Source organism: Chryseobacterium sp. WLY505 (assembly GCF_030846215.1).
GTDB lineage: Bacteria > Bacteroidota > Bacteroidia > Flavobacteriales > Weeksellaceae > Chryseobacterium.
The window spans coordinates 29,735-54,343 of the sequence record NZ_JAVCWI010000006.1; the positions used below are offsets into that span (position 1 = coordinate 29,735).

Below are 24,609 nucleotides of genomic sequence, written 5' to 3' on the forward strand. Positions count from 1 at the left end.
TGATTTGTCCGGATTGGCCTGTTTTCCGTTTCACAGCATGCGCTGCCCAACTACTTTTGAATCAGAAAATAAAAACAATACATTATGGATACCGTAAAGAAAAAAAGAAATCCCATTGCCATTGTATTTCTGGCCATACTAGGTGTTTTCGGAGGGTTGCAGCTATTCAGCACACCATTGGAAGGGAAACCTGTTACAGGAAAAATTGAAGCCCCTAAGGAAGTGATCAGTATTCTTGAAAATTCATGTTTCAACTGTCATTCCAATCAGCAGCATTTAAGCTGGTACGATAAACTTGCTCCTGTTTCCTGGGCTGTGAATAAAGATATTAAAAGAGCCAGAGAAGTCCTGAATTTCTCAGAATGGGAAAAGCTCTCTCCTGCTGAGCATCAGGGAAAAATGTACGGTATTCTGAACATGATGCAAAGCGGAAAAATGCCTCTTCATGAGTACACGCTGCTGCATCCTTCAGCTAAGATTACCGCAAAAGATATTGAAACGATTAAAAAATATACCCTTTCATTATCTTCAGTTAACCCTTCTGTACCAAATAAAACTGAGCCCAGTTCATCTTCTCCAGCTAAAACTCATCTAACACCAGCTCAATTTCCGGTTTCTCCCAATGGAGTTCAATATACTCCTGATTTTAAAAACTGGAAAGTCATCAGTATGAGTACATTGTTTGACAATTCTATCCGTGTAATTTATGGAAATGATATTGCCGTAAAAGCTATAGAAACAGAAAATTTTCATCCGTGGCCAGACGGAAGTATGGTTGTAAAATCTGTATGGAAACAACAGGAGCTACCCGATGGAGAAATCAGACCCGGAAAATTTATCAATGCGCAGTTTATGGTTAAAGATTCCAAGCAATATCAAGATACTGAAGGTTGGGGATTTGCAAAATTCTCAGGAGATGATCTCCATCCAACAGGAAAAACGGCTTCCTTCGCCAAAGAATCCTGTATCGCCTGCCACAGACAACTCGCTGAAAAAACAGGATATCTGTTTGATGTCCCGATGAAAGTCAATACCCAAAGATTAATTCAAAATTTACAGAAAAAATGAAAAATACAATCCTGATCTTATTGGTAAATCATATTTCACTTACCTCTTGCAGCAAGCAAAATAACAACACGAACAATGGACTTTCAAGGGTTGTTTTTGACCCGGGAAATCTCAAATTCATCTCCAATTCTTTAAACCCTAAGAAGAAAACGATGTCTGCATTGTATGGAAATGAAAAAGCGCTGGAATCTTTATCCAAAGAAAATCAGATGCCGGAAGCTGGTTCTGTGATGAAACTGGTAACCTGGAAATATCATGACAATCCTCAATACATAGGCGGAACCATCACAGGAGAATTGGTAAGCATTGAAACTCTTCAAGCCGATCATCCCGGAAAAGTTTCATATGATATAAAAAATAGTCTGCCACAAAGCAGCTTTCCCAATAAAGAAGAAAGAGTACAGTATTTTATGAGTTACCGCCCGGCAAGCAGACCTTAATAAAAAACTACCGTCTCACTATTTATCATAATATTTTCAATAAAAAGCATTAATTTAACCCTTTCAAATCAGCAGATTTCATGCAACAGCAAAAAATAAAAATCTCACAGGCCATTATCTGGATAAGCTCGATTTTCCTGGGCATTTTATCTTCTGTTCCGCAGCTGGCTTCTCATGCATTCAACTGGAAAGAAGCTGTGGTCAACTCAGCTATTACGGCAGCTTTTTCTGTGATCATGTGGTATATCAATATTTATATGCTGAACCGTACCGCAAAACGAAGACAGCATATTTCCTATTCCAGATTGATGGTGGTACTGGCTTTCGGGATGGTCATTATGTTTGGCCTGGCGTGGATTCAGCAGCTGATTCTTTCCCATATTAATTTTGGTCCTGTGATGCTGATGGTGGAAGTACGGGGAATTTTAATCAATCTGGTATGTTATATGTTTCTTACGCTGCTTCAGAATAATTATACAGGACAGCAGATACAGCTTGAACTGGAAAAGGTAAAGAGTGATAATCTGGGTGCTCAGTACGAATTATTAAAGCAGCAGATTAATCCGCATTTCCTTTTCAACAGCTTGAATACATTAAAATTAATGGCAGAAACGCATGATGAAGAAACCGTTGATTTCATTGTAAAACTTTCCGATTTTTACCGTTTTACGCTGGAAAGCAGAAAATTGGATCTGATCAACGTTCAGGAAGAAATGAAAATCGTAGATTCTTATCTTTTTCTTCAGAAAGCGCGTTTTGGAGAAGGAATCAGGTTTACCAATGAACTTGGAAAAGAAACCGCTCAAACCCTTATTCCGCCTTTTACGCTTCAGCTTTTGGTGGAGAACTGTATCAAACATAATATTGTTTCGCAAAGTAAACCTTTACACATCAAAATCTATGATGCAGATGGCAAAATTGTCATTGAAAATCCTATACAGCGAAAAGTAAACCCAGAAGATTCTTTGGGAGTTGGACTGGACAATATTAAAATGCGTTATAAACATTTATTGGAAAAAGACATTATTATTCATTCAGACGAAAAAACGTTTCAGATAAAACTACCATTAATTCATGAATATAATCATTATTGAAGATGAATTCCGGGCAGCAAAATCCCTGCAGAATTTAATCTCAGACTTAAAACCGGACTCAAAGATCCTGGGTGTTTACGACAGTATTGAAACAAGTGTTGAAGGTTTAAAGGAGAACAAACCGGATCTTATTTTTATGGATATCCATCTTTCGGACGGACTTTCCTTTGAAATTTTTAAATCGGTGGAAATCACCTGCCCTGTGGTTTTCTGTACTGCTTTTGATCAGTATATGCTGGATGCTTTTAAAAGTAAGGGGGTTGACTATGTTTTGAAACCATTTTCAAAAGAAGATATTGCCGAAGCCCTGAGAAAGGTTGATGAACTGAAAAAATTCTTCCAGAAGAACGAACTTCCGGATCTGGAATCCATCATACAGAAAATCAGCCAGCCTGCTGCCTCAGGTAAGAGCAGTTTTCTGGTTTTTAAAAATCAAAAGTATACAACGATCGCTACTGAAGACATTGCTTATTTTTACATTCATAATGAAATCACCCATCTGGTAACGTTCACAAAGGAACAGTTTCCTCTTACCCAGCCTTTAGGACAAGTGGCGGAACAGGTTTCCGATAAACAATTCTTCAGAGTCAACAGGCAATATCTCGTTAATTTTAAAGCGATTAAAGAAATGGAACATTATTTCCAGCGTAAAATATTGGTAAAGCTTACCATTGAAACTCCCGAAAAACTTTTAATTAATAAAGAAAAAACCCATAGTTTTTTTACTTGGCTGGAAGATAGATAAGGTAGTAAGGAAGCCGGAGGTTGGGTACTGGAAGTACTTGAAGGCATTATAATCTATAAAAGTCTTATTTAAATAAATTATAACCCTGATTGATATGATCAGGGTTTTCTTTTGCTTTAATTTTTTAATCTTCCTGGCTTATAATAAAAATAAACCTCTATTCCTCCCTCTCCTTGCCCTAAAATACTTCCCCCTACAATTTCCGGATTCACCTCTTAATTTGTCCGGTTTACCCTTTTTTGCATTTTTTTGCCCTTGCAGAGTATCTACTTTTGAATCAAATTAAAAGACATGATACTAAAAAACTTAATCACAGTAAGCGCTTTTACCGCAGTATTATTTGCTACTTCAGCATTTATTCATCAAAATAAAGATCAAAAGACAGCACAGCACCCAACATCTGAAAACAGTGGTTTCGCCGTTCTTGAACTGTTCACTTCAGAAGGCTGCTCCAGCTGCCCTCCTGCAGATGAACTGATGGGAAAAATTGAAAAGGAATATCAAAATGAACCTGTTTATCTTCTCTCCTACCATGTGGATTACTGGAACCGCCTTGGATGGAAAGACCGTTTCAGTACTGCAGAAAACTCACAAAGACAACAGCAGTACAGCCGAATATTGAATTCACAGGTGTATACTCCACAGCTGGTTGTGAACGGAAAAACAGAATTTGTAGGCTCTGATGAAAACAATATCAGAAATGCCATTCAGAAAGCTTTGTTTGCTTCTAAAAAAACAAGTTTAGAATTATCTGCAACCGTTTCTCAGAACACAATTAATGCTCATTACAAAGCAACCTCCACAGATTCTCAGAATATACTTCTCGTTAATCTGGTTGAAAAACATTCTTCCACTCAGGTAGGAAAAGGGGAAAATGAAGGACGTCATCTGCATCACTGGCAGATTGTTCACAAACAAAACCCAATCACTTTGACTAAGCAGCAGGAAGGAACAACAACATTTCAACTTCCGGAAGGTTTTTCTCCTGAAAACTGGGAAGTCATCGCTTTTATTCAGAATATGAAAACCGGAGAAATTTCAGGATCAGCAAAAACGGCTTTTAAATAAAATACTATACAGTTTAATTATCACTAAAAAATTTACAACAATGAAAACAAAAACAACAAAAATCATCTATTGGGCAGGCGCAATTTTTATGTCATTATGGTTTGGAGCCAGCGGTTTCTTTGAACTGACAAAAAATCCTGTGGTGTGGGACATTACTCAACAACTTGGCTATCCGCCTCATTTCATTTATATATTGGGAGTTTTTAAAATCTCAGGAGTTCTGGTTCTTCTCCTTCCCAATAGATTATTAAGATTGAAAGAATGGGTATTTGCAGGAATGTTTTTTGACATCCTTTTCGCTTTCTTTTCGAAAATTGCTGTGCTTGGTTTTCCGTCAACGGTAGATGCAATAATTGCTTTTTCTGTGCTAACAGTAACTTACATCATGTTCAGAAAGCTGTATTCTCCTGAATTGGTATTTGGAGAGGCTTAATATTAATACAACTCTAGTTTTTTCTTATGTTTGAAACAGATCCTTCCGTTGCCTGGGAGGATCTGTTATTTTATAAGTCTGGGCTAAAGCTCTATGAATGAGTATTGTTTGTAAGAGCGGACTAAAGTCCGCTGCTATGGATGGTTTTATGTGTAGGATCGATGATTCTGTATAGTTAACCACCCCGTCAAAAATTCTTTGAATTTTTGCCACCCCTCCGGAGGAGGGGAATGTTGAGCACCTATTTATTAATCAAGGTCACTGTATTCCTTATCCCTAATCCTCTTAACCTCTCACCTGCTATCTGCTACCTACTATCTGCTACCTGCTACCTGCTACCTAATTCATAAAACTTTCCGGAAACCATTCAAATGCTGTTGCTTTTTTCTTTGTGTATCCCAAACCTGGCCATGGTAAATGATAAGCAAATGCTCTGATTCTGGTATCTGCCAGTTGCTGAAGGAGTTTTTTTCTTGATGCCGTTGCGATATCCAGATCGGTGTCACCAAAATAGCCCCATTCAGGATGTGGGAAAAGAACTACATCGGAATGAATCAAATCTGCGATATAGATCAGCTTTTCATTTCCTGAAGAGATGGTTGTAACCGTTAAACCGGGTGTATGACCAGGTGCTAACTGAAAACTAAAATACTCATATAGTGGATGATCAAGGTCGTAGAATTTCAATTTGGGCTGAATGGTTTTCAGAATATTCTGAACTGCCGGAATAACCTGATTAAGAAATTCAGGTTGTGTTTTTAAAGCACTGTTACTAAAATCTTTGATTGTAGCTTTCAGCCAGAAATCATGTTCTGTTTTAGAAATAAAAATATTGGCATTGGGGAAAATAAGCTGGTTCTGTTTATCTACAACTCCCCCGATATGATCCGGGTGTGCATGGGAAATAAAAACATCGGTAATATCTTTCGCAGAAAACCCTGCTTTTTGGAGACTTTTTAATAGAAATCCGGTTCTTTCATCAGCAAAAATCCCCATTCCGGTATCGAATAAGATGAGTTTATTTTTTGTTTTAACCAACAGAATATTCATCGCCATATCGATATAATTTTCCGGTCTGAAATTGTTTTTAAGGATTGATTTCAATTCTGTAACAGTTCCTCTGGGAGCGAATGAGTTCAGGTTTTCTTCATGAATATATCCGTCTGTGAGGACAAAAAGTTCCAGTTCTCCGAGCTTTAATTTTTTAAAACCGGAAAGGTCATCACCAGTTGTTTCAACAGTTGTTTTAGACTGTGCCATTAAGCCGGAGAAAGGAATCATGCTCAATGTTCCTGCCAATAATCCGTTCTTTAATAATTCTCTTCTGTTCATAGCTGAATGCTTTTCATTTTAACATTTAAAACAAAAAAACTGAGTTCCTTCATTATCAGGAACTCAGTTTTTATATGAATCGTTTTTAGTTGTTTACCAGTTTCATGGAACCTTCTGTATATCTTTCCCCTACGTTAGGATATTTTTTCAGGATCGCATCAATAGTATCCAGATCTGATTGGGAAAGTTCAATATTGACAGCTGCAATATTTTCTTCAAGATATTTTATCCTTTTTGTTCCAGGAATCGGGATAATATCGTCTCCCTGATTCAATACCCATGCTAATGCCAACTGAGTTCCTTTTACTCCTTTGGAAGCTGCTAACTCGTTAATCTCGTTAGCCAGTTTGGTGTTATTTTCAAGATACTCTTGCTGGTAACGCGGTAGTGATTTTCTGAAATCATCATCTCCAAGATTCTGCACCTCATAAATATTGGTAAAAAGACCTCTAGCTAATGGTGAATAAGGCACCAATGAAATTCCAAGCTCTCTGATAGTTGGTAAAATCTCTTTTTCAACATCTTTGGTAAGGATGGAATATTCTGACTGTAATGCTGCAATCGGGTGAATTTTGTTCGCTTTTCTGATAGATTCTGCAGAAGCTTCAGATAATCCGATATATTTCACTTTTCCGGCTTTCACAAGGTCTGCCATAGCTCCTACTGTTTCTTCTACAGGAACATTCGGATCTACTCTGTGGGCATAATACAAATCAATGGTATCTATTTTTAACCTTTGAAGACTTAGATCTACGGCCTGTCTGATCCATTCCGGGGAACCGTCAAAATATGTTCCGGGAGCCCCACTGTGACTTGCTTTACCGTCTTTAAACCTGAACCCGAATTTTGTTGCTATAAAAATCTTATCTCTGTTCGGCACTAAAACCTTGGAGATCAGTTTTTCATTTTCTCCATTGGCATACATATCTGCTGTATCCCAAAAGTTGACACCTAAATCCAGCGCTCTGTGCAAAGTATTGATACTTTCCTGCTCGTCTGTAGGACCATAAGCAAAGCTCATTCCCATACATCCTAAACCGATTGCTGATAACTGTTCTTCTGTGTTTCCTAATTTTTTAAATTTCATGATAGGTATGATTTAAATTTATATGACAAAATTAGAATATCCGGAACCCAGCCACGATATAGAATTCAAACTAAGAATTATAAAATTCAAACAACATCCATTCTTAAGGCATTGGGACTAATTCCGGTTTGTTTTTTAAAGTAATTGGTAAAATAGGCAGGTTCTTCAAAGCCCAATCCATAAGCAATCTCAGAGATATTCCAGTCTGTATGTTTCAACAAGGCATTGGCTTCCTGAATAATTCTTCCGGTAATCTGTTGGCTGGTTGTTTTTCCTGTAATCTCTTTTACCGAACGGTTTAAAGAATTCACATGAATGGAAAGACTTTGAGCATAATCATTCGGGGTTTTTAATTTCAAAAAGGCCTCAGGGCTGTCGATAGGAAATTGTCTTTCCAATAGTTCCATAAATAAGGACGCTACTCTTTGTGAAGCATTCTGATAAGGTTCAAAGCTTTCCGCCGGCTGCATTCTCATCGTTTCATGGATCATCAGATGGAGGTAGGCTCTCAGCATATCATATTTGTGAATATAATCCGACTGAATTTCCGTCATCATTTTGGTATAGATCTCAGAAAGTATCTTCTGTTGTTCTTCATCAACAAAGAAAACCGGAGTTCCTCCAATCTTGAAAAGTGGAGAATCCTGAAGGTTTCCCATACGGCTTCCATTGTGCAGAAACTGATCGGTAAAAAGGCAGAACCAGCCTTTCTGATCCTCATCATCCGCTTCCCAGGAATAAGGAATAATGGGATTGGAAAACAATAACGCGGGACGGTCTACTTTGATCCATTTATCAGCATAGTGAAGTTTTCCTTTTCCAATGATGAGTGAAATCTTATAATAATCTCTCCTGCTGTAAGGAGTATGTGGAGAGCAATATTCCCGTGAAAAGACATTGAAGTGCCCCATTTTATTCACCCCAATACATTGAGATGCCAGATTGGGAGCATTCCTTTCATAAAAACCTTTGAGTGATTCGTGTGATTCCATAGATCAAAGTTATAAAAATCAAACCAAATACATCATAACAATTATGGGACTAAAAAATTAAATGGCTGACAATCCTGCCAGCCATTTAAAAGTGAATATTGAGTTGATTATAATCTAATCTCAGTCATCATGTCCGTGACCATGATGTTTATTTTGTTTTTTGTAGTATTTCTCCTGATTTTTATAATACTTCTCCTGTTGTTTACGGTATTTTTTATAATCGTTTTTGTTTCTTCCGTAAACAATTACAGGGTTTTGTCCTCTGTAGTATTTCTTTTTAAAGATGATATACTTTTCTCTGCCCAGAATTCTTTCCAACTCAGAATAACGGTCGTTTCTCCATCTTCCCGGCTCTACAACATACACTCTGTTCCAGGTATCATAATCACGATATCTGTCATTTAACACATAAATCTGATTAGCCTGTGTTGTTGAAAGCACAAGATCCGTAATTACTCTTTGCCAGTTGATATCTGAGATACTCCTTCTGTAATCATTATAATAATCTGATTGGGCATAACTCAAACTGAAGGTCCCAACCAATAATGCTGTTAATATTAACTTTTTCATTTCATTCCACTTTAAAAATAATTATCAAGTGATAGTCAATTAAAGTGCCAATTCTTAATTACAAATACTAATATTTGTTAAAAAAAATCACAAACAACTGATTATCTTTGAAATATTTTCTTTTCTTTCATCAAATTATTGAATGTTGATGAGTTTAAAATAGAATTAAAAAGTGATGACTTTTATTAGAAAATGAAAGTAAAAAAAACATTAATAATCAACGGATTGAATATTTAAATTTGGAGGTCTAAAATTTAAATTTTTAAGTTTTGGCTAAAGCCAATGGATCGATATTTTATTGTCAGGCGAGTTAAAACCCACCTCTATTGAATTTTAACAACAACATCTTTTATCTTTTATCTTTTATCTTTTATCTTTTACCTTTTACCTTTCACCATTTATGTTATAAAATTCGTTAAGATTCCCGAAAATTATTATTTCATATGATTTAATTTTGTAATTTTAATGGAGAGAATGTATTTACGGAGACGTTCTCAAATTATTTTAATCAACCAAATCTTACATTGTTATGGAAAATATAAAGTTTCAGGTATCTCAATATCAGGATGAATTGCAGCTACTTATCGATGGGAAAAAGGCAGGTTATATGTCCATAGAGGTTGACGGAAGACTGCTAATTGTATTTTATACGAAACTTGACGAAGAGCGTGAGGGAAAGGGATACGCCAAACTATTGCTGGATGAACTGGTACGCTATGCAGAAGAAAAAGATTTGCTTGTAGACCCGGAATGTGATTTTGTAAGACAACAGTTTGAAAATCACCCCGCAAGATATAAAGAAATCTGGCATGCCTGATCAGCTTTCCCACCAGGCTGTAAATTTCTGTTCTGAATAATTCAGATCTACTACCTCGCCGATCATCGGAGTGAGGATATTCAGTTTTTTTTCTTTCCCAAGAGCTGTTATCTTTTGTAAAGGCTCATTCCATGGATGAAGCGCCAATGCAAATTTAGCAGCATGAACCGGGATTATATGATCTGCTTTCAGATCAATAGCAGCCTGAACAACATCTTCAGGCAATGTATGGATATACCTCCATGCCTCTCCATATTGTCCATTTTCAAGAACAGCATAATCGAAAGGTCCATATTGCTCACCTATTGTTTTGAAATGGGAATCATATCCACTGTCTCCGCCCAGGAAAATTTTCTTAGTGGGTGTTATCAGAACGTAAGAACTCCAAAGGGTATCATTCTGCCTTACTCTTCTGCCGGAAAAATGCCTGGCAGGAGTAAAAATAATTTTTATATCATTTTTCAGAGCAGCTTCGGTTCCCCATTCTTCTTCAATAAGTTTACTCTCCGCATACCCCCATCTTTCCAGGTGCGCTCCTACTCCCAAAGGAATTATAGCCATTCCTGTTCTTTCTTCGATTGATTTCACAGTTGGGTAATCCAGGTGGTCAAAATGATCATGCGTTATCACAAGATAATCAATATTCGGAATATCTTCCGGTTTAAAAATATCTGATCCTTTGAAAGCTTTATTAAAGTATTTAAAAGGTGATCCATAAAGACTTAGGACAGGATCTATTAAAAAGGAAACCCCATCGGTCTGCAGATAATAAGATGAATGTCCCAGCCAGATGAATACATCCTCGTTTTTATCAATATTTTTCAGATTGGTATGAAGGGATGGAATGGCTTTTAAAGGTTTCAACAATGGATCTTTTTTTCCTAAAAAGAAATCGTAGGTTACTTTCCACATCTTGTAGCCCTCTGTAATGGAAGGAGTATGGCTGATATTCCGGAACTGTTTCTTTTTATAAAGTTTCGACTGTCTGATACGCTTCAGTCTCTTCCCTTTTGGCACTCCTCCAAATGCCTTCATATTGATCACTATAAAAAAAGTTACCGTCAAAACAGCTATACACGTAATAATCCAGTAAATCATCTGTACAAAATAAATATCAAATGTATTGACTTTTGCTTTTAAATGAAAGTTTATTCCATTTTCCTCCATTTTTTAACTAAATTTATCATGTATTTTTAAAAATTTATTACCCGTTTAGCTCGGGATTAATTTTAAACTTTCTATTTTAGCACCCTAAAAAACTCAGATATTGAAAAATTATTCGGTAATATTTCTTCTCGTTATTTTTTCGTCTTGTGCCTCTATCAAAAAACACAACGAACAACGGGCCTCATGTATTCCACCGGAGCAACTTAAAGAAGATGTGGATTTTGCGTATTCAAAATTACAGCAAATGCACCCTCAATTATACTGGTATATTACCAAGAAGGACCTGGAACGCAAATTTGACAGTCTTAAACAGACCCTCACCGAGCCACTTACTCCTCTTCAGTTTTATTTCAAGCTTCAACCTGTCATTGCAGGAATTCGCGAAGGACATCTTTCATTGAGAATTCCCAGAAAGAAATTTACCAAAAGCGAAATAAAAAAACTGGAACATCAGAAAGGGATGTTCAGTCGTTTTGAATATTATATTTCAGGGGATCGGATGTATATTATTCAGAATAAAGATTCTATTGAACATATACAACCGGGAACTGAAATTTTATCCATTAACAATGTTCCTGTTTCAGATTATATCAAGAAGTACAAAAGCCTGATCAGCAGTGATGGTGACAATACCACTTTCCATCCTTATTTTTTGAAGGACCTGTTCTTTAATTTTTATACCGCAGAAAATGGATTTGACAGCAAAGCTACTCTTGAAACCCTATACCAGGGAGAAAAAAAGACGTATACCTTAACCAGAGAAACAAAATCTGATTCTGATCTTGAAAAGGATAAGGAAATGCAGAAAAAGACCCCGGAAAAGAAACTGAACGATTATGTAGCTTCCAGTGATTCTTATAACAGAAGCTTCAAGTTTCTGGACAAAGACAGTACTATTGCTTATATTAAGGTGAAAAGCTTTTCAAGAGATTATTCGGATGAGTTTTATAAAAAGACTTTTGCCAAGATCAACGATGCAAAGTCTCCCTATCTTATCATCGATGTCCGGAATAACTATGGCGGTTCACTGTATGAAATCAATAATCTGTATTCGTATTTAGCAGATGCTCCGTTTACGCTGATCAAACCATCCCAGTTAACTTCAAGGGATGCTCCTTTACGCACCAATTATTTCAGAAAAAGCACTCCTTTGGAATATGCTCTTAAAAGTATTGCCTATCCGAGCTATTTTTTTGCCCAGACTTTCAGTACCTATAAAAAGGATGGAAAGGTGTTCTACAAAATGAAGGCTGACAAACCTACAAAGCCTAAAAAGGATGCCTTCCACGGAAAAGTTTTTGTACTGATTAACGGAGGAAGTTTCTCGGCATCTTCTATTATTACCGCTAAACTTAAAAATGATAAAAGAGCAACGCTTGTGGGAGAAGAAACAGGTGGTGCCAATGATGGAACCGTTGCCGGTTTTTATTCCTACCAAAAGCTTCCCAATTCTGAAATCAGGTTTCCCATAGGATTACTTTTGGTACAGCCTAATATCAGTTTTTCAGATTCACGGAAAGGCGTTGTTCCGGATGTGACTGTTACTGAAAACATGCAGGATATTATCGACAAAAAAGATCCACAGCTGGATTGGATAAAAAACGAAATTGCCAAAGAAAAAGAAAATAAGGGACAGTAATGCATATAGGTTCGGCGGGCTTTCAGCCCGCCCAACTCTTTGTTATCCTTTTAATTCTTCTAAAAGATCTTCAATATATTGGATATATCTTCCATAGTAGCGTTGATACCAGAATCTTCCAACAAAATAAAGCAAAAATAATCCTACGGTTACTGTACTAATTAAAACTACCGCAATCTTCAATTCACTCAGAGGTTTTGGCCACGGGATAAACTCCAGGACAATAAGGATCTCACATACAAGAAACGGGGCAAAACTGATGTAGTATGAGAGGTAATACTGTTTATTAAGATTGAGCTGCATCACCAGATCTTTCAGAGAATCATAAGTCTTGGGTGCGGGATTGCTGATTTCATTATACAGTTTAAAGAACTTACTGAAAAAGAAAACAGTGACAATAAGCATGGAGGCAATTAATACGGTTATGTACAATTGAAGTTTAAAGGGTCTGCACACAGCGCACACCAGAAAGGCGAAGACAAAGATTCCTATCATCCACCAGAATTCCACGCGCATATTCTTGCGTATTTTTTCAAGGGGAAGATTCAGTTTATTGCTCTGTTCTATGCTTATTTCGGGAGTTTCCTCCACAATATCTTCGTTCCAGGTATTTTTCAATTCATCGATATTCATTGGATTACTGATTTTAATGTTGGTTGGTTTTTATTTTGCTTAAGATATCTTTAAGTTTGTTTTTGGCCCGGTTCATTTTCACTCTTGCATTGCCTTCAGAAATTCCCATCTGTTCGGCAATCTGCTTTCCCGAAAAATCTTCCAGATAATAGAAGATAAAGGCCTTGTCAATAGAATTAAGCTGATGGATAGCTTTATACATTTCAGTCAGGCGTTCTTCTTTACGCTCATCATAATCTTCCTGAACAATGATTTGATTAGAAAAATCTTCATGGGTAATAAAACTTCTTCTCTTTTCTGTTTTAAGGAAAATAATAGCGGTATTCAAAGCAATTCTGTACAGCCATGTAGAAAATTCACTTTCGCCTCTGAAACCGGGAAATGCTTTCCAGAGCTGATAGGTAGTCTCCTGAAAAAGATCATCACGGTCATCTTTTTCAGTCATGTACATCTTAGCAATCTTAAACAGGATTCCTTTATGCTGTTCAATTTTACTGATAAACTCTTGTTCTAATGAGGTCATAGCTTGTTACTCTATAGAGTTAGTTTTCGTTTAAAAAAATTGTTACAGATTTTTACAAAAGAAATAAAAAAAACCTGGCAGAAAATACAGCCAGGCCTCATTGTGTTTTTTAAGCTTATTACTATTTCCTCAGAATAGTATGAGTCGAAATAATTTTTTCTGACCTAATGAGTTAGTAGAAAAAAAGTAAAAATGTTACATAAAAAAAAGCAATAAGCTGATATTTTTTATATCAGCTTATTTATTTTAAGTATTTAATTCTTTTATTATTTAAAATCTAAGAAATCATCTTTTTCAAGATAATGGTTCAGGGCAGTGATAAGCTGAGAAGAGCTAATATCAGCACGCTGTCTGAAAGCAAGATCCACCACATCCTGAATATTTTCATCAGAACACATATAATGAAGCTTGTTATGAAAAACGAAATCAGGTAAGATTTCATTATCATGCTCACCGATATCCAAAGGATCTCCGATAAAAACTTTCATTTCGGGTTTAAATTCATCTGTTGATGAATAGACTGCATAATTATATTCCGGATCAAAGGATGCTTTCCTATCCTGTTTGCTCTTTACCAGTTCCAGAAATTCCTCTATAGAATACACCTGATTTTTAAAATCATCCATGTGATATTTTTTTACAACTCAATTTTCTAAAGATAGAAATTTTACAGAAGATAGCGTAATTTCTAATTCAGTTTATTTAAAGCCCTCTGCAATGATCCGATATCCAGAAAATCAAGTTTTGCTCCCACTATAATAATGATCAAAAGAACAATTGTCAGAAATAAAATGATAAAAAAGTACATGGATACAAACCATATCACGGTATTCAGAATATTTCCTTTAATCCCCATTTTATTCATAAAAAATTTCTGTGAGCGTTCAAACCATGTCATTTTCTTTTCACGTTTTGGGCTTACTTCAATTCCATTGAGTTCATCCACCAGACGCACCACGTCATCAATATATCTTCCGTACATATAATAGATCCAGTATTTGATGATAAAAGCGATCAACAAAAGGGTAATCAGAAGACTGATCCCGAAAATAGCCAGATTATATTCCCTGTCAAAATGAAAATTGATCTGAATCAGAGATAAAAGAAACCCAAGAGGAATATAGGCAATATAATAGGAGATATAAATCTCTTTCGAGATGAGAAGCTGCGTTTTGAGAGTAAACAGATCATAATTTGTATTGGTACTGTTTTTTCTAAGTAGCTTATACAATTTCAGGAAGCGGGAATAAAAATAAACAATAATAGCAAGGGTCAGAATGGTGACAAATACTGAAATCGTTTTAATATTAGAGTCCTTAGAGGCGAAAGGAAAACCTGTTAACAGCAAAGGCAGTGTTACAATCATCAGCCAGAATTCAGTTTCCATATTCACTTTCAGCATCTGCAGCGGAGAGTGTATTTCCTTCTGTTTTTCCAGAGAAATTTCAGGGGATCCCTTCCCTGTATCTTTATTCCAAAGTTCTTTAAAGTTTTCTAATTCCATAGTGTTATTTTTAATAGGAACCTGCACCCTGTCTTGTAATGATCTCTTTCAGCTTTTCCTTTGCCCTTTTCAGTTTTACACGTGTATTTACTTCGGTAATTCCCAGCTGCACAGCAATCTCCTTTCCGGAAAAACCCTCTAAATAGAAGAATATAAGGGCTTTATCTATGGGGCTCAACTGATGGATGGCTTCATACATCCGCTTCATATTCATATCATCCGTATCATTATAAGGTTCCTGCCGGGCACTCAGCCCATCGACATTCTGATTCTGTATAAAACTACGTTTTTTTTCACTTCGCAAAAAAACAATTGCTGTGTTAAGCGCAGTTCTGTACAGCCATGTGGAGAAATCGCTCCTCTTTTGAAAATCACCGTATGATTTCCAGGCCTGGTAAATGATCTCCTGATAGAGGTCATTCTGATCGTCTTTATTATCCATATACATTTTAGAGATCTTGAAAATAACACCTTTGTGTTTTTCAATTTTCTCTAAAAATTCTTTTTCGGGTGAAGACATGATTTACACACTGATCCTTAGATAATATTTCTAAAAAATACCATCTTATTATAACACAAAACTCTAATTCCGGCATTAAGTTAAAAAAATCCTCAACAAACCAAGGTGTTTATTGAGGATTTTTATTTTATGTTAAATACAATATCAGTCAGAATCAGAAAATATAATCTGTACTTAAAAAGTTAGAATCATGTTCCCTTACAATAGTATTCAGCAGCTCCTTATTGGAATCTGTCAGTTTCGCAGCTACCAGAGACCGGATGGAGAATGAGCGGAGCGCATCAAAAACGGAAAGTGTTCCTTCTGCACTGTCTTTTCTCCCTGTAAATGGAAAAACATCGGGACCTCTTTGTGCCTGGCAGTTGATATTAACACGGCTTACAAGGTTCACAAACGGGTCAATGAGTCTCGCTACTTCATGAGGATCTTCACTGAAAATACTTACCTGCATCCCATGAGAAGCATTCACCTGATATTCTATAGGTTCTTCTATATCTTCGAACGGAACAACAGGAATCACAGGGCCAAACTGTTCCTCATGATAAAGCTTCATATCGCTGTTTACAGGATATACAACTGCCGGGAAAACAAAAGATTCATCTGTATAGCCTCCATCTTTATTCAGTACTGCAGCTCCTTTTTGTAGAGCATCATCAATACATTCCTTCAGATAAGCCGGTTTATTGACCTCCGGAAGTGGAGTTACTTTCACATCTTTTTCCCATGGCAGCCCGGCCTTCAAAGCAGAGACAGCAGCACTTAATTTCTCTGTAAACTCCAATGCCACTTCTTTCTGAACGAATATCAGTTTCAATGCTGTACAACGCTGCCCGTTGAAAGAAAGTGCTCCCAAAATACACTCACTCACTGCTACATCCAGGTTTGCATTTTTGGTAACGATGGCTGCATTTTTAGCATCCAGACTTAGGATAGCTCTTAAGCGATTCACTTTCGGGTGTAGTTTTTTCAATCCGTTGGCCACTTTACTGGATCCGATAAAAGCCAGAACATTCACTTTTCCGCTTTCCATAATGGGAGTGATAATTTCTGAGCCTTTTCCATATAAAGTATTCACCGTTCCTTTCGGGAAGGCTTCCTTGAAAGCATTTAATAAAGGATAATGAGCAAGGACACCATGTTTCGGTAGTTTAAAAAGGATGGTATTTCCCATGATCAATGCCGGGATCAGGGTGGTGAAAATTTCATTCAGAGGATAATTGAAAGGTCCCATACTTAACACTACACCAAGCGGTGCTCTTCTGATCTGTGCTATAGTTCCTTCTGCCTGTTGAAAGCGGGAAGATTCTCTGTCAAGATCTTTCAATGCATCAATAGTCTGATTGATATAATCTACAGTACGGTCAAATTCTTTAGTAGAATCAGCCAGTGTTTTTCCGATTTCCCACATCAGTAGTTTGATAACCAGATCTCTCTGCTGGATCATCAGGTACACGAATTTCTGCATACATTTGATTCGTCCTTCCACAGACATTGTCGGCCACTCACCCAGCCCATTATCATAGGCATTTACGCAAGCTTCGAGAACTTCCATAGCCTCGTTCGGACCAATATTCGGGATGCTTCCCAGAAGTTTTCTTTCCAATCCGTTTTCTGTGGGGATGCATACCGGGGAATAAATTTCCGTGACATCTCCTTTCCATTCTACCAGTTCGCCATTCAGAAGATAGGTTCTCTGATGGATCACCGGAACTTTATACTCTTCCGGAATTTCGTTTTCTCCTTTAAAAATGTGATGGAATGATGCTGTATTTTCTGAACTCATAAATCTTTCTATTTTTTTATGTGATAAGACTGAGATTGTCTCAAAATTTAAATTATTTGACTTTTGTCATTCTGAAAGGAAGGATCTTTATTGATTTCTATATGAGATTCTTCATTACATTTTATTTCATTCAGAATGACACCTTTGAAACTACTACATTTTATAATATAAAGGTAGAGGTAAAATGTGTTGAAAAAAATAATCTGACAATAGATTCGATCTATTTGAATTAAAATTAATCTTAGCTCCTGAAAAAAGAATAATTTAGCTTAAAAATAAATTTCATGTTTTCAAAATTAGTTTGCGGCACACTGCTATTCTTCTCTGCAGTAGGCTTTGCACAAAAATCTAAAGCAATCAATACTGTTTTAATGGGAGGAAAGGAAGTTCATACCTATGCCAAATTGCCTGCATTGAATAAGCCGGCTCCTAAATTTACCCTTACCGATGTGAATATGAATGACCAGACCCTGGATTCCTTCAAAGGAAGATATGTTATTCTGAATATCTTCCCGAGCGTAGACACTGGTGTTTGTTCTGCTTCTGTACATCATTTCAATGAAGAGGCTGGAAATCTTCCCAATACGGTAGTACTTTGTATTTCCAAAGATCTGCCTTTTGCACAGAAAAGATTTTGTGGAGCGGAAGGAATTAAAAATGTAGTAATGCTTTCAGATTTCCGTTCGGACTTCGGATGGAACTATGGGGTGGAACTGGTAGATTCTGCCATGAAAGGGCTTCTGAGCAGAGCGGTTGTGGTGATAGATCCTTCAGGTAATATTATTTATGAAGAACAAGTGCCTGATATTTCCCAGGAACCGAATTATGACGCGGCTATTGCGGCTGTGAAATAATAAATAACTTAAAAAATAAAACTCAGCGAATTGCTGAGTTTTTTTTACCGTAGTTGAAAACGCAAAGATCAAATTAAAGAAATACGATACTCAAGCGGGCAAAGAAGAATCAATCAAGATTGATTTTATGAAGCGCCGTTTTACATCCCGCTTCATCAGTGGCGCAGCCACATCCCTTTGCTTCCTTATTTTAAAAAGAATAATAATTAAAAGCTTTGCGTCAAAAAAAGTATTTTGTTGGTAAACGCAGAGGCGCAAAATGATATTCAAAAAAACTGCTTTAAGGCGCAAAGATTTTATCTCCGATAAAATTTCAACGGCATCTTTGTCATTCCGGGCAAAGCAAGGAATCTAAACGCGATTAGGCGGATTAAGCAGATATTTGGGCATAGATCTGCGAATCTGTGGGAAAATAATCACGTATTACCTGCTGAAAATCTTACATTGAGCGAAGTCGAAATGTTCTTGCGCTAAAAAATACTTAAGCTTAAAAACTTGCGTCTTCGCGATTCTCCAACAAAAAATCCAAAACTTATTTCTGTGGAGTTTCACCACTCTCTTTCTTCTCTGATGTAGAGTTCTTTGCAGCCTTCACCAACTCATTGGTATCACTGTACAGCAATTCCCAGCCTGATACCTCTTTCATCACCGTGAGCAGATTAAGATAAGATTTCAATGTTTTCTCCAGATCTTTACGGATAGCACTCGCACTCGTCATTTGACGAAGATCGGCATTAGCTCCTGCCTGCTCTGCAAACACGATCTCAAAAGCATCCTGCTTAGCTTTCATCTCTGCAAAGGCTGCATCCAGAGAAAGAGCTGTGATCTTCTGTTTGTTTTCTGTCGTTTCTAATGCTTCTATAAGCTTCTTCATCTGAGCGGTTTGTGAAGAATAACTCAGCCTGTCCAGGTTCAGCCCAAAAGTTTTGAATACTCCGTAGAGATCCTCTGCCAGCTGATAGTTGGCTGCAGAAGGCAGCTTACGATACCCGTTCAGGAAAGATTTCAGATTGGCATACGCGGTATCTCTTTCGTGATCGGCAGTGGCTACGTCCTTCCCTTTTCCGCTGTAGACCTGCTTTGTATAGACCTTGTCGTATTCCGTATAGGAAGATGCCAAAGCGCCTACAAGAGGATGATTGTTAATAACAGGGTATTTTCCGGATTGGGCATTAGAAAGAATTCTCTGAGCTAAAGTCGCAAGATCTTTAGTGCTCAGCTGTGTGAGGGCAATTTTCATTTTTTTGTGTTTTTTGGGATTAATAAATTAACACTCAAATATAGAAAAATTTGTTTTGTTACAAACATACTTGCAACAAACCTCCCAAGGTCTTGGGAGCTTCCCCCCAACTTTCAGGAGACTATCCGACATCTCGGGAAGTCACAAATAGACTTGTTTTTAACAAAACAAGTACTCTGGAAACTTTTTTCGCTATTGTTTTAGACTATCGGAGGTGCCGGGTGTTTATAACGGGGTTATTGAGAGATTGGGAATTCTTTGGTTACGGAAAACCGTAAGGTTAACTAACTTAAGTTTCATAAATTTAAAAGTATTATATTCTAACCTAAAAATCAATGAATAATCTTGAAAAACTTAATAATTTAATTATTAATGAGAACGCTTATTTTTATCATAATAGTGATAATATTTATATTTCCGATTATCGTATCAAGAATTTATTCGCCTTAGTTTCTTCAGTAAAATCAGGACATTACCTTTTAAATGAACGAAAAAAGAAAATACAATCTGAAGAAATTCATTATTCAATTTGTGTATTTAAATATATAACTAAACCAACCTTTATTGAGGAACATATTAAAAATTGGTTTGAAGAAAAACTTGCATACCTTTTAATTGTTGAAATTGAAGACTTTATAGTTATTAGTAGAAAAAACATTAGCAAAATTCAAGATTTTACAAAATTGTTACATCCTTTAGATTACGAAGTTCTTTCAACCTTATTTATAGAAGATAATACAAGTTTTGAAAAGTTTTCTTTAAAAAACCTCAATGTTTCAGATAAGGCATTGAGAGAAAAAACAGTTGAAGCAATTGATTTAAAAGAAAATTTCTCTTCTCTGGGTGCTAATAATTATTTACTAAGTTCATTAAGAATAAGTAATAACAATGAAAAAACTACATTAATGCTTAATTCTTCAAGAATCAATAAATTTGGGAAAAAGAATAGTATTGAAAACTTCTGTAAATGGTCCAAAGAACAAGTTAGTAAAATAAAAGACCACTCTGTTACATCTACATTTTTATCAATTTTTGCAGAGCCTCAAAATTATGAGGAACAAAGAGAGTCTTTAACTCCAATCTCAATTTTATTTAATTTTAGTAGTATTTACAATGAGGTTGAACAGGGACTTATTTCTAAATTTATTCTTATAAAAAAATTAGAAAATGGTGAAGAAATAGAAACAGAGATTAAATTAACTTCTTTTTTAAATAGATTTGAAAGGTTATGTAAAGTTCAAGAAACAAATGATGATAATACCTATAAAATTTTAAATCCAATCTCGTCAGATTTAGAATTAAAATTAAATGAAAAGTCAATAACAGTTAGATCCTTAAAATTTAAAAATATTAGAATAATTTATTCAAATGGAAATAATGTATCAATAGTTGACTACATTAATAATAAAAATTCATTTATTATTAATTTTGACAATATTGATTTAGCATATTCAAATAGAAAATTATTTAGAGACAACAAGTTATTAGGAAATGTTGAAAATTTCTTAAAAATCTTCAAACCAAATCAACAATTAATAAATGTTACTTCTGAAAAAGGTAAGCCAGCTACAACAGCAAGATTTTTTGAAGAAGAATCAATTTTTAGGTTTGTTGAAGATACTTTTTTTGATAATTATAATTATGCCATTTGTGATGATTTAGGAAGGGAGTGGGCAGACCATATATGTGTTTCTGATGATAAAATAGCATTTATACATTCAAAATTTAACACTAGCCTTGCTTCGGCAAGTGCATTTCAAGACATAGTAGGTCAAGCACAAAAAAACTTAGGTAATATAACACCACAAGATTTTCAATTGGATACAAAGAAAAATCTATGGATAAATAACTATTCTTCAACAAATATAAGTAGATTAAGAAAAGGTAATAGTGTTGATGAATTTATCCAAGCAATTAAGAATACTTCAACTAATCCATACTTAAAAAAGGAAGTTATTTTGGTTATTAATTTTATTTCTAAAAACAGTTTAGAAATATTTTTAAATAACTTAATTTCCGAAAATAGATTTACAGAAAGAAGTGAAGCAATTCAAATTCTATGGCTTATATCTTCTTTAATATCTAGTTGCCAAGAATTAAATACAGAAGTAACAATATATTGCAGACCTTAATTGTGTATAAAAATTAAAATCTATTCATTTATAAAACCAAATAAAATTTGAATATAAAATAAAGCTTGCAGACGAAAGAACTTCTGAAATTTAGGATTTGTTGGAAAGTTCTGCTCTTTTTGAGAAAAAATATCAATATACTTATTAGCTGTTTTGGGATTTCACACTTTTAATCTCTGTTGAGATTCCTGCCTTTAGATTTGTCTATGAAATAAATGAGTAGATTTATAAAAGAGCAAAGCATTTAGTTACACTATAGATTCCTTAGAATATGATTCACATTCCGATAAAGAACTAAATGCTTTTTCATCAAAAGACTTAAATAGAAATTCGGGATTTAAAGCCCATTATCAAGGTGTTAAGAATCAGATGAATTGCTCTTCCATTTATAAATTAAACCAAAAGTATGGAAAAAATTGTAATAGGTATTGATATTAGTGCCAAGACACTGGATATCTGTATTAAAAAATGTGGTTCTTATTCTTTTTATGTTATTGCCAATGAAGCCAAAGCTATCAAAGCGTTCTTCAAAATTTTTCAAAAACCGAAATCTGAGATTATAGTTTCCATGGAAAATACAGGAAGATATAATTGGGAATTATATCAGGTTCTGGAGTATTTTAATTTTAAAGTTTTTGTACTTAACCCTTTACACTTAAAGAAAAGCATAGGCTTGATAAGGGGTAAAAATGATAAAATTGATGCTAAAAGGATCTGTGAGTTCACAGAGAAACATGAAAAAGAGCTCATAGAATTGAAACCATGCTCTGATAACATAAAGAAAATTAAAGTGCTGTTTTCTGAGCGAAATTCTAAGATAAAGCTAAGAGCTTCTTTATTAAAACAAAGACATCTGTATTCACAACTTGAAAGTATAGGATATGATTCTAAATTTTTAAGAATGAATAAAAAGGAGATTGAAGTTTTAGAAAAGCATATAGATTTTTTAGAAAATGAAATAGAACAACTCATTGATAATGACTCAGATTTATACTCCAAGAAGCGATGTATACAAAGTATTCCAGGAGTAGGAAAAGTATTAAGCTGGATGATTATTGCCAAAACAGAAGGGTTTACAAAGATTAATAGCCCCAGAAAATTAGCTTGTTATGCAGGTGTGGTCCCCTTTGGCTATCAATCCGGAACATCAATAAAATTTAAACCTAAACTTTCTTATTATGCGGATAAATCATTGAAAACAGTACTCCATATGGCTGCAATGAGAGCTGTGAGACTAGAAAATGATTTAAAAATATATTATCACAGAAAAATAAGTGATGGTAAAAACAAAATGGCAGTTTTAAACGCTGTAAGAAACAAAATTATTCATAGAATTTTTGCAATGATCAGAACAGGGAAACTATATGAAAAAAACTATAATAATTCTTTGTTTTTGTCATAGAAATCGGAATGACACAATTGGAATGATGATCTATCCACACAGTTTGTTATTCCATAGGAACCCAGCCTTTGCTATAAGGAATACAACAACCCTGTCCAATACACCAACTGAAGACGTGAAAATTCCCCTCCCTCGGAGGGGTGGCAAAAATTCAAAGAATTTTTGACGGGGTGGTTTTCAGCGTTCATCAAAAAGATCCATTAACAAAAAAAAGAGACCGTACATCCTCATGACAGTCTCTTTTCAATAATTTCAAATTTAAACTACTTTTACGTTTAAGCCGTAATCTGCTTTTTTTCGTTCTCTTTCTCTTCTTGTTTTTTATCTATCTTCTCAGATATTTTTTTTACGATATACTCTATCGCCAGCGGTGCTATAATTGCAATTAATGCTTTAAATATTCTTGATTTCATAATTAATTTGGTATTGTTAAGTTAATAATACAATTTCCAAGCCAAGATAAAATATGAAAATAAACGATCTTTAACAAAGCCTTATGAATAGTGCATGTAAAACAAGTTAGTTTTCCTCAGGAACAACCAGACTCTGATAATTTTTGCATCCTGCATTGAACTTTTCCTCCATTTTCAGCCGTAGTTTTTTGGGCTTATGTACAATCAGAGAGTCTCCGAATCCAAGCAAGAGTCTTTCCAGCTCATAATTGATCTGAACACATATTTTAAACAGCGTTCCGTCACGGTCTTCCTTTAAAATTTCCTGACTTTTATGCAGCGGTTTAGTTTTCACATAAGGAGCATTTCCCGAATCTACCCAAAAGATCACATTTCTGGGATCCATTGACTCTGCAACAGTTACTCCTACAATATCTTTAAAATATTCATCTCCATCCAATTCCTTATCAATATAGGGAAGGCTGTCATCTGTTTCAATACTTTCCATTCTGTCCAGTGCCAGATTGTACATTTTCTGTTTGTAAAGACAGATCAGAAACCAGCGGTTATTGAACTCCTTCAGCAGCTGCGGGTGTACCGTAAAAATATTGGATTCTCTTGCTGTAAAGCTTTTGTAAAGAATCTTCAGCACTTTTTTATTGGCAATACTTTCATACAGAATATCAATATGTTCCAACCCTTTCAGCTGTTCATTTTTATCCAGATGGATAATGGACTTCTGGCTGGTTGCATGAATAGAATCTTCCAGTTTCTGAATAACCCCATTCATCTCCTTGAACATGGAAAAGTCTTTGAACTGTTTTAAAATCTGAACTGCATTATTCATCGCTTTCAGATCACTTTCATTCACAGAAATATTATGAATACTGTATTCCGGATCACTGTAACGGTAGTATTTTCTTTCGTAGACTTCAATAGGAGCTTCATATCCGAATTTTTCACTCCGCATATTCTGAAGATCAAGCTGAACAGTCCTCTTACTCACATAAGATTCTTTTCCCTCAAATTCAAACAATGCTTCTGAACATTCATCAATGAGATCTTCCAGCGTGTATTTCCTGTATTTATTTTTAAGGCACTTATCTAGTGTTTTATACCGGATGAGGGCATTTTTATTGGATGACATTCCTTAGTGTTTAATGATTTGGTGTTT

At 35.4% G+C, this 24,609-nt stretch carries 25 protein-coding genes; 11 read left to right on the plus strand and 14 right to left on the minus strand.

What is annotated here, in order from left to right:
• The first annotated feature begins 84 nt into the window (after positions 1-84).
• The 6 genes from RAH34_RS13715 to RAH34_RS13740 all read left to right on the plus strand — a co-directional run bounded on the left by RAH34_RS13715 (position 85) and on the right by RAH34_RS13740 (position 4,848).
• The gene (locus RAH34_RS13715) at positions 85-1,068 is read left to right on the plus strand and encodes a heme-binding domain-containing protein (protein ID WP_306596503.1); all 984 of its coding nucleotides are present in this window, start codon (positions 85-87) and stop codon (positions 1,066-1,068) included.
• On the plus strand, positions 1,065-1,508 hold the full coding sequence (locus RAH34_RS13720) for a hypothetical protein (RefSeq protein WP_306596504.1): 444 nt from the start codon (positions 1,065-1,067) through the stop codon (positions 1,506-1,508). The genes RAH34_RS13715 and RAH34_RS13720 overlap by 4 nt, the downstream gene beginning before the upstream one ends.
• 80 nt (positions 1,509-1,588) lie before the next feature.
• Positions 1,589-2,602: a sensor histidine kinase gene (locus RAH34_RS13725; RefSeq protein WP_306596505.1), complete on the plus strand. Its 1,014-nt coding sequence runs from the start codon at positions 1,589-1,591 to the stop codon at positions 2,600-2,602.
• A complete protein-coding gene (locus RAH34_RS13730) occupies positions 2,583-3,347 on the plus strand; it encodes a LytTR family DNA-binding domain-containing protein (RefSeq protein ID WP_306596506.1) in 765 nt (254 codons plus the stop codon). The genes RAH34_RS13725 and RAH34_RS13730 overlap by 20 nt, the downstream gene beginning before the upstream one ends.
• A 291-nt stretch (positions 3,348-3,638) precedes the next feature.
• On the plus strand, positions 3,639-4,415 hold the full coding sequence (locus RAH34_RS13735) for a thioredoxin family protein (RefSeq protein ID WP_114821025.1): 777 nt from the start codon (positions 3,639-3,641) through the stop codon (positions 4,413-4,415).
• A 40-nt stretch (positions 4,416-4,455) separates the two neighbouring features.
• A complete protein-coding gene (locus RAH34_RS13740) occupies positions 4,456-4,848 on the plus strand; it encodes a DoxX family protein (RefSeq protein ID WP_306596507.1) in 393 nt (130 codons plus the stop codon).
• Positions 4,849-5,187: 339 nt separating this feature from the next.
• Here RAH34_RS13740 and RAH34_RS13745 read toward each other — a convergent pair whose 3' ends face one another.
• From RAH34_RS13745 to RAH34_RS13760, 4 genes are all read right to left on the minus strand, one after another.
• Positions 5,188-6,180 carry an MBL fold metallo-hydrolase gene (locus RAH34_RS13745; protein WP_306596508.1) on the minus strand — a complete coding sequence of 331 codons (993 nt, stop codon included), beginning with the start codon at positions 6,178-6,180 and terminating at the stop codon, positions 5,188-5,190.
• Positions 6,181-6,265: 85 nt separating this feature from the next.
• Positions 6,266-7,267, minus strand: a complete 1,002-nt coding sequence (locus RAH34_RS13750; protein ID WP_306596509.1) for an aldo/keto reductase — start codon at positions 7,265-7,267, stop codon at positions 6,266-6,268.
• 86 nt (positions 7,268-7,353) lie between these two features.
• Complete coding sequence (locus RAH34_RS13755; protein ID WP_306596510.1) at positions 7,354-8,259, minus strand: AraC family transcriptional regulator; 906 nt, start codon at positions 8,257-8,259, stop codon at positions 7,354-7,356.
• Between the two features lie 120 nt (positions 8,260-8,379).
• Positions 8,380-8,829, minus strand: a complete 450-nt coding sequence (locus RAH34_RS13760) for a hypothetical protein (RefSeq protein ID WP_114821020.1) — start codon at positions 8,827-8,829, stop codon at positions 8,380-8,382.
• A 529-nt stretch (positions 8,830-9,358) separates the two neighbouring features.
• On the opposite strand from RAH34_RS13760, the gene RAH34_RS13765 reads away from it, so the two are divergent.
• A complete protein-coding gene (locus tag RAH34_RS13765) occupies positions 9,359-9,646 on the plus strand; it encodes a GNAT family N-acetyltransferase (protein WP_047433564.1) in 288 nt (95 codons plus the stop codon).
• Here RAH34_RS13765 and RAH34_RS13770 read toward each other — a convergent pair whose 3' ends face one another.
• Positions 9,647-10,813 carry an MBL fold metallo-hydrolase gene (locus tag RAH34_RS13770; protein ID WP_306596511.1) on the minus strand — a complete coding sequence of 389 codons (1,167 nt, stop codon included), beginning with the start codon at positions 10,811-10,813 and terminating at the stop codon, positions 9,647-9,649. It abuts the gene before it with no gap.
• Positions 10,814-11,057: 244 nt separating this feature from the next.
• Between RAH34_RS13770 and RAH34_RS13775 the strand changes: the two genes are divergently transcribed.
• Positions 11,058-12,452 carry a S41 family peptidase gene (locus RAH34_RS13775; RefSeq protein WP_306596512.1) on the plus strand — a complete coding sequence of 465 codons (1,395 nt, stop codon included), beginning with the start codon at positions 11,058-11,060 and terminating at the stop codon, positions 12,450-12,452.
• A gap of 42 nt (positions 12,453-12,494) precedes the next feature.
• On the opposite strand, the gene RAH34_RS13780 is transcribed toward RAH34_RS13775, so the two are convergent.
• The 6 genes from RAH34_RS13780 to RAH34_RS13805 all read right to left on the minus strand — a co-directional run bounded on the left by RAH34_RS13780 (position 12,495) and on the right by RAH34_RS13805 (position 17,415).
• On the minus strand, positions 12,495-13,085 hold the full coding sequence (locus RAH34_RS13780) for a hypothetical protein (protein WP_306596513.1): 591 nt from the start codon (positions 13,083-13,085) through the stop codon (positions 12,495-12,497).
• Between the two features lie 13 nt (positions 13,086-13,098).
• Positions 13,099-13,608, minus strand: coding sequence for an RNA polymerase sigma factor (locus RAH34_RS13785; RefSeq protein WP_306596514.1), 510 nt, complete (start codon positions 13,606-13,608; stop codon positions 13,099-13,101).
• A gap of 266 nt (positions 13,609-13,874) precedes the next feature.
• A complete protein-coding gene (locus RAH34_RS13790; RefSeq protein WP_306596515.1) occupies positions 13,875-14,234 on the minus strand; it encodes a hypothetical protein in 360 nt (119 codons plus the stop codon).
• Positions 14,235-14,296: 62 nt separating this feature from the next.
• Positions 14,297-15,112, minus strand: a complete 816-nt coding sequence (locus tag RAH34_RS13795) for a hypothetical protein (RefSeq protein WP_306596516.1) — start codon at positions 15,110-15,112, stop codon at positions 14,297-14,299.
• Positions 15,113-15,122: 10 nt separating this feature from the next.
• Complete coding sequence (locus RAH34_RS13800; RefSeq protein WP_306596517.1) at positions 15,123-15,632, minus strand: RNA polymerase sigma factor; 510 nt, start codon at positions 15,630-15,632, stop codon at positions 15,123-15,125.
• Positions 15,633-15,786: 154 nt separating this feature from the next.
• Positions 15,787-17,415, minus strand: a complete 1,629-nt coding sequence (locus RAH34_RS13805; RefSeq protein ID WP_306596518.1) for an NADP-dependent glyceraldehyde-3-phosphate dehydrogenase — start codon at positions 17,413-17,415, stop codon at positions 15,787-15,789.
• Between the two features lie 284 nt (positions 17,416-17,699).
• On the opposite strand from RAH34_RS13805, the gene tpx reads away from it, so the two are divergent.
• Positions 17,700-18,269 carry a thiol peroxidase gene (gene tpx, locus RAH34_RS13810; protein ID WP_306596519.1) on the plus strand — a complete coding sequence of 190 codons (570 nt, stop codon included), beginning with the start codon at positions 17,700-17,702 and terminating at the stop codon, positions 18,267-18,269.
• Positions 18,270-18,801: 532 nt separating this feature from the next.
• On the opposite strand, the gene RAH34_RS13815 is transcribed toward tpx, so the two are convergent.
• Positions 18,802-19,509, minus strand: a complete 708-nt coding sequence (locus RAH34_RS13815) for a DUF6261 family protein (RefSeq protein ID WP_306596520.1) — start codon at positions 19,507-19,509, stop codon at positions 18,802-18,804.
• Positions 19,510-19,844: 335 nt separating this feature from the next.
• Between RAH34_RS13815 and RAH34_RS13820 the strand changes: the two genes are divergently transcribed.
• On the plus strand, positions 19,845-21,641 hold the full coding sequence (locus tag RAH34_RS13820) for a hypothetical protein (protein WP_306596521.1): 1,797 nt from the start codon (positions 19,845-19,847) through the stop codon (positions 21,639-21,641).
• A gap of 406 nt (positions 21,642-22,047) precedes the next feature.
• Complete coding sequence (locus RAH34_RS13825) at positions 22,048-23,043, plus strand: IS110 family transposase (protein ID WP_306596522.1); 996 nt, start codon at positions 22,048-22,050, stop codon at positions 23,041-23,043.
• A 275-nt stretch (positions 23,044-23,318) separates the two neighbouring features.
• Here the strand turns inward: RAH34_RS13825 and RAH34_RS13830 are convergent, their stop codons facing one another.
• A complete protein-coding gene (locus RAH34_RS13830) occupies positions 23,319-23,456 on the minus strand; it encodes a hypothetical protein (protein ID WP_167348772.1) in 138 nt (45 codons plus the stop codon).
• Between the two features lie 106 nt (positions 23,457-23,562).
• Entirely contained in the window at positions 23,563-24,582 is a 1,020-nt protein-coding gene (locus RAH34_RS13835) for a YafY family protein (protein ID WP_306596523.1), read from the minus strand.
• Positions 24,583-24,609: the final 27 nt, after the last annotated feature.